Source organism: Herbaspirillum sp. GW821-FHT09A12 (genome assembly GCF_059418325.1).
The window spans coordinates 159,298-175,323 of the sequence record NZ_JBWKPR010000003.1 but is presented as its reverse complement, the minus strand read 5'-3'; the positions used below and the strand labels follow the sequence as shown (position 1 = coordinate 175,323).

General features: G+C 62.4%; 15 protein-coding genes. 4 read left to right on the top strand and 11 right to left on the bottom strand.

The features are described from left to right. Positions 1 to 14: 14 nt before the first annotated feature. The 11 genes from paaK to AC07N6_RS10910 all read right to left on the bottom strand — a co-directional run bounded on the left by paaK (position 15) and on the right by AC07N6_RS10910 (position 10,453). The gene (gene paaK, locus AC07N6_RS10960) at positions 15 to 1,358 is read right to left on the bottom strand and encodes a phenylacetate--CoA ligase PaaK (RefSeq protein ID WP_494781869.1); all 1,344 of its coding nucleotides are present in this window, start codon (positions 1,356 to 1,358) and stop codon (positions 15 to 17) included. Between the two features lie 61 nt (positions 1,359 to 1,419). Beyond that, entirely contained in the window at positions 1,420 to 1,899 is a 480-nt protein-coding gene (gene paaI / locus AC07N6_RS10955) for a hydroxyphenylacetyl-CoA thioesterase PaaI (protein WP_494781867.1), read from the bottom strand. Continuing rightward, complete coding sequence (gene paaH / locus AC07N6_RS10950; protein ID WP_494781866.1) at positions 1,892 to 3,433, bottom strand: 3-hydroxyacyl-CoA dehydrogenase PaaH; 1,542 nt, start codon at positions 3,431 to 3,433, stop codon at positions 1,892 to 1,894. Before paaH ends, paaI begins: the two co-directional genes overlap by 8 nt. Positions 3,434 to 3,435: 2 nt before the next feature. Continuing rightward, on the bottom strand, positions 3,436 to 4,227 hold the full coding sequence (gene paaG / locus AC07N6_RS10945; protein ID WP_494781865.1) for a 2-(1,2-epoxy-1,2-dihydrophenyl)acetyl-CoA isomerase PaaG: 792 nt from the start codon (positions 4,225 to 4,227) through the stop codon (positions 3,436 to 3,438). A gap of 17 nt (positions 4,228 to 4,244) precedes the next feature. After that, the gene (gene paaN / locus AC07N6_RS10940; protein WP_494781864.1) at positions 4,245 to 5,921 is read right to left on the bottom strand and encodes a phenylacetic acid degradation protein PaaN; all 1,677 of its coding nucleotides are present in this window, start codon (positions 5,919 to 5,921) and stop codon (positions 4,245 to 4,247) included. A gap of 44 nt (positions 5,922 to 5,965) precedes the next feature. Beyond that, positions 5,966 to 7,039 (bottom strand): 1,2-phenylacetyl-CoA epoxidase subunit PaaE, encoded by a 1,074-nt coding sequence (paaE, locus tag AC07N6_RS10935; protein WP_494781863.1) that lies wholly within the window; start codon positions 7,037 to 7,039, stop codon positions 5,966 to 5,968. A gap of 54 nt (positions 7,040 to 7,093) precedes the next feature. Then, a complete protein-coding gene (gene paaD, locus AC07N6_RS10930; protein WP_494781862.1) occupies positions 7,094 to 7,639 on the bottom strand; it encodes a 1,2-phenylacetyl-CoA epoxidase subunit PaaD in 546 nt (181 codons plus the stop codon). Continuing rightward, a complete protein-coding gene (gene paaC, locus AC07N6_RS10925) occupies positions 7,636 to 8,388 on the bottom strand; it encodes a 1,2-phenylacetyl-CoA epoxidase subunit PaaC (RefSeq protein ID WP_494781861.1) in 753 nt (250 codons plus the stop codon). Before paaC ends, paaD begins: the two co-directional genes overlap by 4 nt. A 21-nt stretch (positions 8,389 to 8,409) precedes the next feature. Then, a complete protein-coding gene (gene paaB, locus AC07N6_RS10920; protein ID WP_050468012.1) occupies positions 8,410 to 8,694 on the bottom strand; it encodes a 1,2-phenylacetyl-CoA epoxidase subunit PaaB in 285 nt (94 codons plus the stop codon). A gap of 63 nt (positions 8,695 to 8,757) precedes the next feature. Further along, positions 8,758 to 9,747 carry a 1,2-phenylacetyl-CoA epoxidase subunit PaaA gene (gene paaA / locus AC07N6_RS10915; protein WP_494781860.1) on the bottom strand — a complete coding sequence of 330 codons (990 nt, stop codon included), beginning with the start codon at positions 9,745 to 9,747 and terminating at the stop codon, positions 8,758 to 8,760. Between the two features lie 103 nt (positions 9,748 to 9,850). Then, the gene (locus AC07N6_RS10910; RefSeq protein WP_494781859.1) at positions 9,851 to 10,453 is read right to left on the bottom strand and encodes a phenylacetic acid degradation protein PaaY; all 603 of its coding nucleotides are present in this window, start codon (positions 10,451 to 10,453) and stop codon (positions 9,851 to 9,853) included. A gap of 371 nt (positions 10,454 to 10,824) precedes the next feature. On the opposite strand from AC07N6_RS10910, the gene AC07N6_RS10905 reads away from it, so the two are divergent. The 4 genes from AC07N6_RS10905 (at position 10,825) to AC07N6_RS10890 (ending at position 16,021) form a co-directional block, all read left to right on the top strand. Next, complete coding sequence (locus AC07N6_RS10905; RefSeq protein ID WP_494781858.1) at positions 10,825 to 11,445, top strand: TetR/AcrR family transcriptional regulator; 621 nt, start codon at positions 10,825 to 10,827, stop codon at positions 11,443 to 11,445. 95 nt (positions 11,446 to 11,540) lie between these two features. Continuing rightward, positions 11,541 to 12,686, top strand: coding sequence for an ABC transporter substrate-binding protein (locus tag AC07N6_RS10900; protein ID WP_494781857.1), 1,146 nt, complete (start codon positions 11,541 to 11,543; stop codon positions 12,684 to 12,686). Between the two features lie 73 nt (positions 12,687 to 12,759). After that, positions 12,760 to 14,817: a phenylacetic acid degradation bifunctional protein PaaZ gene (paaZ, locus tag AC07N6_RS10895; protein WP_494781856.1), complete on the top strand. Its 2,058-nt coding sequence runs from the start codon at positions 12,760 to 12,762 to the stop codon at positions 14,815 to 14,817. Between the two features lie 151 nt (positions 14,818 to 14,968). Further along, positions 14,969 to 16,021: a branched-chain amino acid ABC transporter permease gene (locus AC07N6_RS10890; RefSeq protein WP_494781855.1), complete on the top strand. Its 1,053-nt coding sequence runs from the start codon at positions 14,969 to 14,971 to the stop codon at positions 16,019 to 16,021. The last annotated feature ends 5 nt before the right edge of the window (positions 16,022 to 16,026 follow it).

Genomic DNA, 16,026 nt, shown 5'->3' with positions numbered 1-16,026 from the left:
CAGTAGAGGAGGCCTTATGCCGCGGCGACAGGTACCGGCTGGGTGATCTTGGGGCGGTGGTCGATAACACGCCTGGCCTTGCCGACGGCAGTGCGTTCGATTTTCCCCGCCTCGACCACGTTGACCTTGGTGGAGATGCCCACATAGGTCTTGATGCAATGCTGCAGATCTTTCTGCAGGGATTCAACCTGGTCGGGCGGCAGCGCGAGGCCGGGACGGAGTTCGGCGACCACGGACAGGGTATCGAGATGGCCGTTGCGGTCGACCAGCAGTTGATACTGGGGCGCCAGCTGGGGCATCTTCAGGATCAGCTCTTCGATCTGCGTCGGGAAAACGTTCACGCCGCGGATGATGAGCATGTCGTCCGAACGACCGGTGATCTTGCCGATGCGGCGCATCGAGCGCGACGTCGGTGGCAGCAGGCGCGTCAGGTCGCGGGTGCGGTAGCGGATGATCGGCAACGCTTCCTTTGAGAGGGAGGTAAAGACCAGTTCCCCTTCGGAGCCGTCGGGCAGCACTTCGCCGGTATCCGGATCGATGATTTCCGGATAAAAATGGTCTTCCCAGATCACCGGGCCATCCTTGCTTTCGATGCATTCGCTGGCCACACCGGGGCCCATGACTTCCGACAGGCCGTAGATGTCCACCGCATCGATGCCGGCGCGCGCCTGGATCTCCTGGCGCATGGCGTCCGTCCACGGTTCCGCGCCGAAAATCCCCACGCGCAGCGAGCTGGCGGCCGGATCCAGCCCCTGGCGCTGGAACTCCTCGATCACATTGAGCATGTACGAAGGCGTCACCATGATGATGCTCGGCTTGAAGTCCTGGATCAGTTGCACCTGTTTCTCGGTCTGGCCACCCGACATGGGGATGACCGTGCAGCCGAGTTTTTCGGCGCCATAGTGGGCGCCCAGGCCGCCGGTGAACAGGCCGTAACCATACGAGATATGGACGATGTCCCCGCGGCGGCCGCCGGCGGCACGGATCGAACGGGCCACGACCGTGGCCCAGGTGTCGATGTCTTTTTGCGTGTAGCCGACGACGGTCGGCTTGCCGGTGGTGCCGCTGGAGGCGTGCACGCGCACGACTTGCTCGCGCGGTACGGCGAACATGCCGAACGGATAGTTGTCGCGCAGATCCTGTTTGCAGGTGAACGGGAACTTGGACAGGTCGGCCAGGGTTTTCAGGTCGTCCGGATGCACGCCCGCCGCGTCGAAGGCGGCGCGGTAGTGCGGCACATTGTCATAGGCGTGCTTCAAGGTCCATTTCAGGCGCTGCAGTTGAAGGGCCTGCAGTTCGTCCGTGCTGGCCGTTTCGATGGGCTCAAGGTCGCCTGCTTGAGGTTTTTGGGTGGGCATGGTGGTCTCCAGAGGGATTTTTCTACTGCTTTTTGTTTCAGAATAGCGAGTTATTGCGAGCTTATGTGGCCGATGCGTGCAGTCCGGCAATCACTTCGCCCTTGATTCGGTAGGACTTGCCGCGGAAGAACGCGATCTTCTTCCCGTCCTGGTTGGTGACGGTGATGTCATACACCCCGGTACGCCCGGCAAGAGCTTGCTCCACCGCTTCCGCCGTGAGCACGTCGTTGACGAATGCCGGCGCCACGTAATCGATGCTGCAGCCGGCCGCCACCGTGTTCAGGTTGCGGCTGTTGCAAGAGAAAGCGAATGCGCTGTCGGCCAGGGAGAAGATGAAGCCGCCATGGCAGCTGGCATGGCCATTGAGCATGTCGTTGCGCACGAGCATCGACAGCCGCGCATAACCGGGGCGGACCTCCAGGATCTTCATCCCCAGGGATTGCGTGGCGTTGTCGCGCGCATACATCGCCTTGGCGGTAGCCTCGGCGAGCGCCTGTGCTTGTTCGGGTGTCATTGCCTCGGCAATTGCGATGTCAGCCATGGAAGATCCTTCCGCTTGCTTGGTAGCGTTGAATGAGCGGCGAGACGCGATAGCGGTCTTCGCCGTAGGTCAGGGACAGTTGCCGCAATACGTTGGCGACTGTTCCGATGCCGATGTGATCGGCCCATGCCAGGGGGCCGCGCGGGTAGTTGACGCCCTTTTGCATCGCCATATCGGCATCGGCGATCGTGCAGACGCCTTGATTCACGGTGTCCGCCGCTTCATTGGCCAGCATGGCCACCGTGCGCATGACCGCCAGCCCGGGGACGTCATCCAGCCGGGAGACGGCATAGCCGGCAGCCTGCAGCAGGCCCACCCCGGTGCGGTATGCGCCATCGCTGCATTGATCGGCGCGCGCGACGGCCAGGCGTGTGGCGCTTGCATAATCCAATGCCAGGTCGACAACGATGAGGTCGGCAAGATTGAGGTCTTCGGCCCGCTGGGTAGCGGTACGGCCATCCGTCTGGTAGATGCGGGCCGGGCCGGCCTTGAGCAGCAGGCCGTCCGGCCGGGCCGGGTTGTGCTCGATACGGGCGCCGGCAAGGCGCTCTTTGAGGCGCATGCAAAGCGGATGCTCGCCAAACAATTGCACGGTCTCGTCGGGACGGTCGTACAGCGGCTCCGTTGCCGGATCGGGCATGGGCTGGCTGCCATCGTAACGATAGAAACCGCGGCCGCTCTTGCGGCCAAGGAAGCCGGCGTTGACCAGTTCCTGCTGGATCAGCGAAGGGGTAAAGCGCGGATCGGTGAAGTACGCCTGGAAAACCGATTGCGTCACGGCAAAGTTGACGTCGTGGCCAATCAGGTCCATGAGCTCGAACGGCCCCATCTTGAAGCCGCCGCTTTCGCGCAGCACGGCGTCGATGGTAGCGGGTTGTGCGGCCTGTTCATTGAGGATGCGCAGGCCTTCGGCGTAATACGGGCGCGCAACGCGGTTGACGATGAAACCCGGCGTGGACTTGGTGTGCACCGGGATTTTTCCCCAGCCGAGCGCGGTGTCATATACCTGTTGCGCGACTTGCGCATCGCTGGCCAGGCCGCTGATGATTTCGACCAGTGCCATCAGCGGGACCGGATTGAAGAAGTGCATGCCAACCAGGCGCTGCGGCGCGCGCAATGCGGCGCCAATACTGGTGATCGAGATCGACGAGGTGTTGCTGGCAAGAATGCAGGCATCGCCGACGATGGCTTCCAGCGACGAGAAGAGCTGGCGCTTGGTATCCAGGTTCTCGACAATGGCTTCGATGACCAGCGAGGCGTCGGCAAGCTCCTCCAGTTTGCTTGCGGCTTGCAGCCGCTTTCCGGCCGCGCTTGCTTCCTCGGCTGTCATGCGGCCCTTGCCGGCCAGCTTGTCGAACATGGCGCGGATATCGGCAATCGCCTTGTCCACTGTGGCAGGACGGTTGTCGAACAGCTTGACGGTATGTCCGGCCGCCGCCGCAACTTGCGCAATACCGGCGCCCATGGTGCCGCTGCCGATGACGGCAATGATGCCGGACTTCGGCAATGCGCTGTCTTTGCCGGATTGGGACATGGTCATTCTCCAGTGAAGGCAGGGGCGCGTTTTTCCAGGAAGGCCGATACGCCTTCGCGGTAGTCGCGGCTAAGGCCCAGGGCGCGCATGCTGTCGCGTTCCAGGTCGAGTTGCTGAGCGAGCGTATGGGCCGGGCTTTGGTAGATGGCCGCCTTGGTATGCGCCAGTCCTTTGGTCGGCGCCTTGGCGAAGTGCTGGGCCATCGCGCGGGCCTGTTCCTGCAGTTTGTCATCGTCGACGCACTTCCAGATCAGCCCCCACAGTTCGGCCTGCTCGGCCGTGATCTTGTCGCCCAGCAGCGCCATGCCCATGGCGCGTGCCGTGCCGACCAGGCGCGGCAGGAAGTAGGTGCCGCCGGTATCCGGAAGCAGGCCCAGCTTGCAAAAGACTTCCACGAAGCTGGCCGAGCGGGCGGCGAGGACGATGTCGCAGGCCAGCGGGATATTGGCGCCGGCGCCGGCGGCCACGCCATTGACGGCACAGATCACGGGGAAGGGCAGGGCGCGCAGGGATTTCACCAGCGGGCCGTAGTACTTGTCGATGGATTCGCCCAGGTCGACCGCCGTCTCGCCGGGCTTGACGGCGCGGTCGGACAGGTCTTGCCCGGCGCAAAAGCCGCGCCCGGCGCCCGTCAGCAGCAGGACTCGCACGCTCGGGTCGGCCTGCAGCTTGCCGATGGCATCGCGCAACTCCAGGTGCATCGCCACCGTGAAGCTGTTCAGCTTGTCGGGCCGATTCAGGGTGATGACGGCCATGCCGCCACTATGTTCAAAGAGGATGGATTGGTAAGCCATGATGGGGTGATGGTGGATTAGTGGGCGGCGGGGGCGCTAACGGGCTCGCGCGTCTGTACGACGCGGAAGCGCTCGGCGACGAAGGCGGCATCGGCCAAGGCAGCGTTGGCGGCAGGATTGGCGCCGGTGCCGTGGTAGTCGCTGAAAGCGGCCGACTGGTTGACGAAGACGCCGCCGGTCAGGTTCAGCGACAAGGCCACGCCGGCATTGGCCGCGGCATCAGCCAAAGCCTCTTTGACCAGGGGATCGATGCTGTAGCCGGAGAGTGTCAGGGCGCCGTGCTGTTGCGCGGTGCGTTCGGCCAGCGCCACGGCCGCCTTGGTGTCGTCGACCGGAATAACGAAGCTGATGGGACCAAAAAATTCTTCCGTGACGGCCGCGTTGGCCTCAACCTGCACGACCAGCGGGGTGCGAATGCATGCTTGGGCAAACTGTGGATGCTGCAGGCCGATGCTGTCCAGCAAGACCTTGCCGCGAGTGCGCGCGGCCTCGATCCTCTGGCGCACGCCATCATTCTGGATGGCGCCGAGCACGTCGACTGCCTTGGCGGCATCGCCGGTGAGCCTGGCGATGGCGCCGGTAATCGCCGCGGTCACGGTTTCAACGCTGGCATGGCCTTCCGGCGTGCGGATGCCGTCCTTGGGGATGTAGATGTTCTGGGGCGTGGTGCACATCTGGCCCGAGTACAGGCAAAGCGAAAAGGCGATGTTGTTCGCCATGCCTTGCAGGTCGTCGGTGCTGTCGATGACGATCTGGTTCACGCCGGATTTTTCGGTGTAGACCTTCGCCTGGAGGGCGTTGCGTTCCAGCCAGTTGCCATTTGCGCTGCTGCCGGTGAAGTCGATCAGGGCGATTTCCGGCCGCAGGGCGAGTTCGCGGGCGGCGGCATCATCGTGGTCGTGTGCGAACAGGGTAACGATGTCCGGGTCGAACCCCGCTTCGGCGAGCACTTCCCGCGCCACTTCAACGGTGATGGCCAACGGCAGGATCGCTCCGGGGTGCGGTTTCACGATCACGGCGTTGCCCGTTGCCAGGTTGGCAAACAGGCCTGGATAGCTGTTCCACGTCGGGAACGTGCAGCACCCGATCACCAGGCCGATGCCGCGCGGGACGATGCGGTAAGACTTGCGCATCCGCAGCGGGGCATGCTTGCCCTGGGGCTTTTCCCACCCGGCAGTGGCGGGAACCAGGCTCATTTGCTGCCAGGCGCAGCCGATCGCTTCCAAGGCACGGTCCTGGGCATGCGGGCCGCCGGCTTGAAAGGCCATCATGAAAGCCTGGCCGGTGGTGTGCATGACGGCGTGGGCGATCTCGAAACTGCGGGCATTGAGGCGGGCCACGATCTCGAGGCTGACGCCAGCCCATGCCTTGGGGCCGGCGCGGCGCCAACTGGCCGCCGCCGCCGACACCGCCGGCAGCAATTGCCCGATTTCGGGTTTGGGATAGCGGATGCCGAGGTGAAAGCCGTACGGGGAGGTCTCGCTACCGGCCAGGCCTTCGCTTGCGGCCTGGGCCAGTGCGAATGGCCGGTTCAACCTGGCTTGATAGGCTGCTTTCCCTTGGTCTGCGGCGGTTTCGCCATAGACGCGCGGGCTGGGAGACTCGCTAAACTGGCTCCAGTAGCCGCGGCTTTGCAGGGCCTGTACGGCTTGCTCAAGGGTGGCGCGATGACGTTCAAAAAAAGCGATGCTCATGAAAGTCTCCAAAGAATGATGTCGGGGCAGCGAGGTCGCGCCAATCAGGTGTCCTGGTCGAAGTCGAGCAATAACTTGTCGGTGACAGGAAAGCTCTGGCAGCTAAGAACGAAGCCGCGCGCGATCTCGTAATCCTCCAGGCAGTAGTTGGCATCCATGTCGACCTTGCCTTCGATGACCTTGCAGCGGCAGGTGGCGCAGACGCCGCCCTTGCAGGAATAGCGCATGTCGATACCGTGCTTGAGGCCGGCATCGAGCAGCGATTCCTTCTCTTTTTCCATCGTGAACACCGTGTGGTAGCCGTCGACGATGACGGTCACTTCGCATTCCTGGTTGCCGACGACAGGACGCGGCGCCGTTGCCTTGTGCTTGGGGGCGCTGGCGGCAAAGAGCTCCATCTTGATGTCGGGCTTTTGCATGCCGTGCGCCTGGAGGGAATCCGAGACGGCATGCAGCATCTCTTCGGGGCCGCACAGGAACGCGGTGTCGATGTCTTTGAGGTCGATCCAGGAGGCGAAGAACTGGTCGCATTTCTCGCGGGTGATGCGGCCATTGAACAAGTCGATGTCCTGCTGCTCCCGGCTCATGACGTAGACCACATTCAGGCGTTCGAGGTACACATCCTTCAGGTCGGTCAGCTCTTCCTTGAACAGGATGGAAGAGGAGGCGCGGTTGCCATAGACCAGCGTGAAGCGGCTTTGGGGTTCGGCGGCAAGGGTGGTCTTGATGATCGACAGCATGGGCGTGATGCCGCTGCCGGCGGCAAAAGCCAGGTAGTGCCTGCGGTTTTTGCTGTCCAGCGGCACGTTGAACTGGCCCATCGGCGGCATCACCTGCAGGCTCTGGCCGGCCTTGAGGTGCGCATTGGCCCACGTGGAGAAAACGCCGCCCGGGGTGCGCTTGATGGCCACGCGCAGTTGCCGGTCCTGCACGGCGGAGCAGATCGAGTAGGAGCGGCGCAGGTCTTCGCCTTCGATCTGGGAGCGCAATGTCAGGTGCTGCCCTTGTTGGTACCGGAAGGTCTCCTGGAGATCGTCGGGGACGGCAAAGGAGACGACGATGGTGTCGCGGGTCTCTTGCTTAACGTGCGAGATGGTCAGTGGATAGAATTTGCTCATGGTGTCGTTGCGATCTGTTCTGATGTTCTCGGGGAGGGCGTTCAGGGAACGCCGTCAATGCGCCTTGAAATAGTCAAATGGCTCCATGCAGTCCTTGCATTGGTAGAGCGACTTGCATGAGGTCGAACCGAACTGGCTCACGCATACCGTGTTGCTTGAGCCGCAGTGCGGGCACGCCACGTTGGGCGCCTGCAGGCGCTTGCGGCTGATGCCGCTGATATCGATGACCCGCTGGGCGGGAGGTGCGATGCCATAGCCTTTGAGTTGCTGTTTGCCGGCCTCGGTCATCCAATCCGTGCTCCACGCCGGCGATAGCTGGGTTCGGATCTCCACCTGTTGCAGGCCATGTTCATTGAGGGCGGCCACAATCTCGCTGGCGATGACCCCCATGGCCGGGCAACCGGAGTAGGTCGGGGTGATCACAATCGCGCAATGCGCCTGGCCATCGGGAAGGCCTTCTCCTTGCGTCACCTCGACATGACGAACGATGCCGAGGTCGACCACTGAAATCACTGGGATTTCAGGGTCGCGGACCTGCTCAAGCCACTGCCATATTTGGGCTTGCAGCAGCGCTGCCGATGGTTGGGCGCGGACGTTCACCAGCTCGCTCCCGGATAGGCGCGCTGCAGGAATTGCATCTCGGCCAGCAGGTAGCCCAGATGCTCGCTGTGCTTGCCCTGCTTGCCGCCGCTTTGCATCCATGCTCCGGCCGCCGGCGACTGGAGCGTCGCTTCGGCCAGGGCTTCTTCGACGTGCTGCAGCCATTTTCCTTGCAGCCCGGACAGGTCGGGGGCGATGCCCTGGCCGGACATGGCGGCATCCAGCGCATCGGCGGCGAACATTTCGCCGGTGTACATCCACAGGCGATCAATCGACTGCTGCATCATCTTGTGGCTCATGTCGCTGCCGTCTCCCAGGCGCACCACCAGGTCCGCGGTGCGGCGCACGTGGTAGGTCACCTCCTTGATGGATTTCTGGGCGATCTCGGCGATGCGGGCATCGCTGGACGAGCACAGCGCTTCCAGCATGAAGTAGTGCCAGACATCGAAGAAGAACTGGCGCACCAGGGTGTCCGCATAGTTGCCATTGGGCTGCTCCACCAGCAGCAGGTTGTTGAATTGATGCGCATCGCGCAGATAGGCAAGCTGGTCTTCAGTGCGTCCCTTGCCTTCAAGTTCCGCGGCATAGCTGAGCCACATGCGGGCTTGGCCGATCAGGTCCAGCGCGACGTTGGTCAGGGCCATGTCTTCTTCCAGCGCCGGTCCCTTGCCGCACCATTCGGACAGGCGTTGCGAGAGGATCAGGGCGTTGTCGCCCAAACGGCGTACATAATTTGCTTTGTCCGACATGTCGGTTCTCCAATGCGCCCGTCAAAGGTTCTTCACTTCTTCCGGCATGGGGAAGAAGGTGGGATGCCGGTAGACCTTGTTGTTGGCCGGTTCGAACAGGGGCACTTTGTCGCCCGGGCTGCTGGACACGATATCGGCCGCGCGCACCACCCAGATGCCGACGCCTTCGTTGCGGCGGGTGTAGACGTCGCGTGCGTTGTTGATGGCCATTTCGCCGTCCGGTGCATGGATGCTGCCGACGTGCTTATGGGCCAGGCCGTGCTGGCTGCGGATGAAAACTTCCCAGAGGGGCCATTCGTTGCTCATGCTTTTTCCTTGTTGGCGGGCCGGCGGTGACGGCCACTGGCGTGGTTTATGTATGCGGTTGGCTCATGCGGCCTGGCGGGCGCCCTGGTGCTTGTTGGCGTGCGCCTGCAGGCCGTCGCGGAACCACTCGCCATCGTCATAGGCTTGCTTGCGTACCTGTAGCCGCTGGCGGTTGCAGGGGCCGTTGCCTCGCAGGACGTTGTTGAATTCTTCCCAGTCGATGGCGCCGAAGTCGTAGCTCCCTTTGGCCTCGTTCCATTTCAGGTCGGGATCGGGAATCGTCAGCCCCAGGTACTCGGCCTGAGGCACGGTCTGGTCGACCATGCGCTGGCGCAATTCGTCATTGGAGAACAGCTTGATGCGCCACTGGGCGGACTGGGCGCTGTTGACGGAGGCCGCGTCGGAAGGGCCGAACATCATCAGTGCCGGCCACCACCAGCGGTTGAGCGCGTCTTGCGCCATCTGTTTCTGTTCGGCAGTGCCGCGGCACAGCGCCATCATGATGTCGTAGCCCTGGCGCGCATGGAACGACTCTTCCTTGCACACGCGAACCATGGCGCGCGCGTATGGCCCATAGGAGCAGCGGCACAGCGGGATCTGGTTGATGATGGCCGAGCCATCCACCAGCCAGCCGATGGCGCCCATGTCGGCCCAGGAGAGGGTGGGGTAGTTGAAGATACTGGAGTACTTGGCCTTGCCCGAGTGCAGGTCGTTGAGCAACTGGTCGCGGGAAACGCCCAGGGTTTCGGCGGCGCTGTACAGGTACAGGCCGTGGCCCGCTTCGTCCTGGATCTTGGCCAGAAGAATGGCCTTGCGCTCCAGCGTCGGTGCGCGGGTGACCCAGTTGGCCTCGGGCAATTGGCCGACGATCTCGGAATGGGCGTGCTGGGAGATCTGGCGGATGAGTGTTTTGCGATAGGCCTCGGGCATCCAGTCCTTGGCTTCGATCTTGATGCCCTCATCGATGCGCTGCTGGAACGCGCGTTCTTCCGGCGCCATTTCTTCCAGGTTCTGTATCCTGGAAAGGCCTGTTTCTACGAGTTGTGCATACATGGTTTCATCTCCATGAAAGGGGTTCTCTCTGGTGCAGGGGCGAACAAGGTCCTGGCCGCCGGCCCGTTCCAGATGGATGTTGCTGATTTATTCCGTTTTTGCGCTAAGCCTGCTTGGCCGTTATCAATGGTTCAACGGAGGGCGCCGCCAGCACCGGCCGGTTCTTTTCGATCTTTTCCAACGGCAGGACCTCCCGCATGCCGGCCAGGCATCGCTTGGCCAGATCCTGGTAGGTGCGCGTACCTTCCTGCTTCCAGGCGATCTCCTGATCGCTCAGTTCGCGTATTGTTTTGGCCGGCACGCCGGCCACCAGCGTGCGCGGCGCAATCTTCATCCCCGCGCGGACAAATGCGCTGGCGGCAACGATGGCCTGTTCTCCGACTTCAGCATCGTCCATCACGACGGCATTCATGCCGACCAAGGCATCGCGGCGGACGATGCAGCTATGCAATACCGCGCCGTGGCCGATATGGCCGTTTTCTTCAATGATCGTGTCGTGCGCCGGAAAGCCGTGGATCACGCAAGTGTCCTGAACGTTGGCGCCCCGCTGCATGACGATGCGGCCGAAGTCCCCGCGCAAGCAGGCTGCCGGCCCGACATAGCAGCCCGGCCCGACGATGACATCGCCGATCAGCACGGCGCTCGGATGTACATAGGCGCTTGGATCGACTACGGGAATCACGCCTTCTATCGAATAACACGGCACTTTTGTCTCCTTGATTGCGACGCTGCCCGACTGCTGAGTGGCTTGCTTTTTGGCGATCGGGCGGATGTTTTTTGGCGTCCGTGGATGCCGAAAAAATTATTTGCCTGATGCCGCGTTTTAGGGAATAATAAATTCGACCGACCGGTTGGTCAATAATGTTTTGAGTTTTTTTTGTGTGTTGTACCGCCGGTCACAGTGGGCAGCCGTCAACAGATGGCTGCGACGGTCACTTCAACATTTCAGCAAACAGCGACAACCGGGATGCCGGGCTGAGTAGCGGCTAGAGAACGCCGCACGCACGGTGATGTCGCGGAAAGGCCATGATTTGCGGCACAATCATGTGTTTCGGAAATGTTGAAAGGAAGAAGCCTATGCCACGCAAGCGTGCAGCAGGATTTGACAACCAGCGTGAACAGATCATTGAGCAGGCGGCTGCCTTGTTCGCGCGCAACGGTTTCGTCGGAACCTCGATGAATGAAGTGGCGCTGGCCTGCGGATTGTCGAAGGCAGCCTTGTATCACTACGTGTCGGACAAGTACGAACTGCTGATGTACATCTGCGAAGGGCACATCGAGAGGCTGTGTGCGCTGGTGGAGGAGGTCGGCAAGCAGGATCTGGAGCCGGAACCGCGTTTGCGCCTGATGGTTGAGCGTTTTGTCGAAGAGTATGCGGATGCCCAGAACGCGCACCGCGTACTTACCGAAGACGTGCGCTTCCTTGAGCCAAAAGATCAAAAGCGGATCCTGGCCGGCGAACGAAAAGTAGTTGAAGCGATGGCGCAGGCCATGGTCGGTGTGCGGCCGGAGTTGGCAGAAAGCAAGATGGCCAAGCCGATCACCATGCTGTTGTTCGGAATGATCAACTGGATGTTCATGTGGTTGAAGCCCGATGGGGAGCTGACCCATGAGCGCATGGCGGTAGTCGTGTCCGATCTCCTGTTCGGCGGGATAGGCGCCGTTGGACTGGGTGACGCGGGAAGGAAAAAGAAATGACGTGATCTCCTGGCAGGTTGCGTCATTTCAGTAGTGTGGGAGAAGGCTCAAGGCCGGCTCGCAGGATGACAAAAAACCAAACTAGGAGACCACTCATGAAGTTCGCACGCAACCTGGCTGCATTGGTGTTGGCCGGCTACGCAATCGCCGCACATGCCGACATCAACGTCGGCGTTACCTTGTCCACTACCGGCCCGGCAGCCTCGCTGGGGATCCCGGAAAAGAACACCATCGCGCTGCTGCCCACCAGTATTGCCGGGCAGAAGGTCAATTACATCGTCCTGGACGATGCATCCGACACTACCCAGGCGGTCAAGAACACACGTCGCTTCATCAGTGAAAACAATGTGGACCTAATCATGGGCTCCACCGTCACGCCCAATTCCCTGTCCATGATCGAAGTGGCCGCCGAGGCCAGGACACCGATGATTTCGCTGGCGGCGTCATCGCGTATCGTCGAGCCGATGGACGACAAGAAGAAATGGGTCTTCAAGACCCCGCAGAACGACATCATGATGTCGCTCGCCATTGTCCAGGACATGGTGGCCCGCGGTTATAAGCGGGTCGGTTTCATCGGTTACTCCAACGCTTATGGCGAGGGCTGGTTCAACGAGTTCTCCAAAGCCGCCGCCCTGAAGAAGGTGGAAATCGTCGCCAATGAGCGCTTCGCTCCGACGGATACGTCGGCCACGGCGCAAGCGCTGAAGCTGATGTCGGCCAAGCCGGATGCAATCCTGATCGCCAGTTCGGGCACGCCATCGGTGGTGCCGCAGCGGGCGCTGAAAGAGCGCGGCTATCAGGGGCAGATCTATCAGACGCACGGTGTCGCCAACGCCGATTTCCTGCGGGTGGGCGGCAAGCTGCTCGACGGCACATTGCTGCCGGCCGGGCCGGTCCTGGTGGCAGCGCAGCTGCCGGCCACCAACCCCATCCGCAAGGTCGCCCTGGATTATGTCGCCAAGTATGAAGGCGCGCATGGCAAGGATTCCGTGTCCTTGTTCGGAGGCTATGCCTGGGACGCCGGCCTGCTGCTGCAAGCAGCCGTGCCGGTGGCGCTGAAATCGGCCAAGCCGGGTACGCCGGAGTTCCGCGCCGCCCTGCGCGATGCACTGGAAGGCGCCAAGAACGTCAACGGCGTCCACGGTGTGTACAACATGTCGCCAACCGACCACTTGGGCCTGGACCAGCGCGCGGCCGTGATGGTGAAGATCGTCAACGGCGCCTGGACGTACCAGCCTTAACTATCCCCTGCAGTCACGGCGCCGGCATCGCATTGGCGCCGTCTTCCTTTCTTGCCGTCCACAGGATATTGCTATGACAGTACGACCGACCCTCTTGCAAAGTTACATCGCCGGCCGTTGGGTCGGAACAACTGCCGCCCAAGCGCTGCACAGCGCCGTGAACGGGCGGGAAGTGGCCTCCACCCACCAGGAAAGCATCGACTTCGGCGAAGCGCTGGAGCATGCCCGCCGCCATGGCCTGCCGGCGTTGCTGGCGCTGGACTTCCAGCGGCGTGCGGCGATCCTGAAGGCGCTGGCCAAATACCTGACTGAGCACAAGGAAGAACTGTATGCGATCTCTGCGCATACGGGCGCCACCCGTGCCGATAGCTGGATCGATATTGAAGGCGGAAGCGGCACGCTCTTCGCATACGCCAGCGTTGGCGGCAATGAGTTCCCATCGTCCAACCTGGTGCACGAAGGTCCCGCCATGCCGTTGGGCAAGCAAGGCCGCTTTGCCGGCACCCACATCCTCGTCCCGCGCGGCGGCGTGGCGGTGCATATCAATGCGTTCAATTTCCCGGTATGGGGCATGCTCGAGAAATTCGCGCCGACCTTCCTGGCCGGCATGCCCTGCATCGTCAAGCCTGCAACTGCCACCAGCTACCTGGCCGAAGCCGCCATGCGCCTGATTGAACGTTCCGGATTGCTGCCCGCAGGCAGCCTGCAACTGGTGATTGGCAGCACTGGAGACCTGTTGGACCGATTGCAGCCGCAGGATGTGGTTACTTTCACCGGTTCGGCAGACACCGCCGCCAAGCTACGCGTGCATCCGAATCTGGTGCGTCACTCGATTCCCTTCAATGCCGAGGCGGATTCGCTCAACTGTGCCATTCTTGGCCCGGACGTTACCCCGGATGATGAGGAGTTCGACCTCTTCGTGAAGGAAGTCGCGCGTGAGATGACGACCAAGGCCGGCCAAAAATGTACGGCAATCCGCCGCGCCATTGTGCCCCGGCGCCACATCGACGCCGTGGCTGAACGTTTGCGCACGCGCCTGGCCAAGACGGTGGTGGGAGACCCCGCACTGGAGCAGGTGCGCATGGGACCGCTGGCCTCCAAAGCCCAGCAGCATGACGTTGCAGAGCGACTCGCGCTGTTGAAGCAGGGGGCGGAACAGGTCTTCGGCGCTGCCGATGGCTTCAATCCCCAGGGCGAAGGGGTAAGCGATGGCGCGTTCTTCGCGCCGACGCTCCTGCTGTGCCGCGATGGCGCCGCCAATAGCGCCGTGCATGATGTCGAAGCCTTCGGCCCTGTCAGTACGCTGATTGCCTACGATGAACTCGACGATGCGTTGGATCTGGCCGCGCGCGGCCGCGGCAGCCTGGTGGGGAGCCTGGTCACGCATGATCCGGCGGTGGCAGCCCGTGCGATTCCGGTGGCCGCGGCATGGCACGGACGCCTGCTGGTACTGGACCGGGAAGCGGCGATCGAATCTACCGGCCACGGCTCTCCGCTGCCGCAGCTCAAGCACGGTGGGCCAGGTCGCGCCGGCGGGGGGGAAGAGCTGGGCGGGGCGCGTGCGGTGAAGCACTACCTGCAGCGCGCCGCCGTGCAAGGTTCGCCGACCATGCTGGCCGCGGTGGTCGGCGAACATGTGCGCGGAGCGGCCGTGCGCGATACGGGCGTGCATCCCTTCCGCCATCATTTCGACGATCTGCAGATCGGCGATTCGCTGACCACCCATCGCCGTACCGTCACCGAAGCCGACATCGTCAATTTCGGTTGCCTGTCCGGAGACCATTTTTATATGCACTTCGACGAGATAGCGGCCAGGGAGTCGCCATTCGGCAAGCGCATTGCGCACGGCTATTTCGTGCTGTCCGCGGCCGCCGGCCTGTTCGTTTCGCCGGCGCCGGGGCCGGTGCTGGCCAACTATGGCCTGGACACGCTGCGCTTCATCAAGCCGGTAGGGATCGGCGACACCATCCAGGCACGCCTGACCTGCAAGCGCAAGATCGATCGCAACAAAACGGATGCAAAGGGCGTCGGCCAAGGCGTGGTGGCCTGGGACGTGGAAGTCACCAATCAAGGCGGCGAGCTGGTGGCCTCCTACGACATCCTGACGCTGGTCGCAAAGAAACCGGGCTGACCCAGGGCGGTTCACCGCGCCATCAATAAAAAGCCGCGGCGGCACCGGAAGATCAGACCGGTGCGCACGCAAGGCATCAGGCGTAATCAGGCCGGGGCGGGCGCCGAAGAAGCGGTGCACGCCTTGGCGGCAACAATCTAGGGAGGAAGAAGTGGATGCGAGCATAGTTGCGGTGCTGATCCAGGATGGCATGACCACGGGCGCGATTTATGCCCTGCTGTCGTTGGCATTGGTATTGGTGTTTTCAGTGACGAGAGTCATTTTCCTGCCGCAAGGCGAATTTGTGGCATTCGGCGCCCTGACGCTTGCGGCCATGCAAAACGGCCAGGCGCCGCGTACCGCATTGCTGCTGGTCGCGCTCGGGGTGGCAACCTTGGCGGCGGAAGTTCTTGGCAGCCTGCGCGTAGCCGAGCGGCGTGTGCGTCTGCCGCGCCGGCTGCCGGTGCTGGCCGGGAAATACCTGGTATTCCCGGCGGCGCTTTATTGGCTGACGCTGCAGCTGGCCTTGCAAGATTTGCCGATGCTGCTCCAGATTGCCTTGGCGCTGGCCATCGTCGTGCCCATGGGGCCCATGATCTATCGCATCGCCTACCAGCCGCTGGCGCATGCCAGTATCTTGGTGTTGCTGATCGTTTCGCTCGGGGTGCACTTGGCGATGGTGGGCCTGGGGTTGCTGATGTTCGGGCCGGAAGGCTCCAACACCAAGCCGTTTACCGACTTGCAACTGACCTTCGGACAAAGCATGGTCTCTGGCCAGAGCCTGATCGTGATTGCCACCGTGCTGGCACTGATCGCCGCGATCTGGTGCTACTTTGAACGCAGCCTCTCGGGGAAAGCCTTGCGCGCTACCGCGGTCAATCGCTTGGGCGCGCGCTTGGTGGGCGTGGGCATCAACCAGGCCGGCAAGCTGTCTTTCACCATGGCCGCAGGTATTGGCGCGCTGTGCGGCATCCTGATCGCACCGTTCACCATCGTCAACTACGAGTCGGGCTTCCTGATCGCGCTCAAGGGCTTTGTGGCCGCCATCTTCGGCGGCCTCGCGAGCTATCCGATCGCAGCGGCGGGCGCCTTGTCGGTGGGGCTGGTGGAGAGCTTTTCCTCATTCTGGGCCAGCTCTTTCAAGGAATTGATCGTGTTTACCGTGATCATCCCGGTCTTGCTGTGGCGTTCGCTGACCAGCCACCACGTCGATGAAGAAGCATGAAGGAA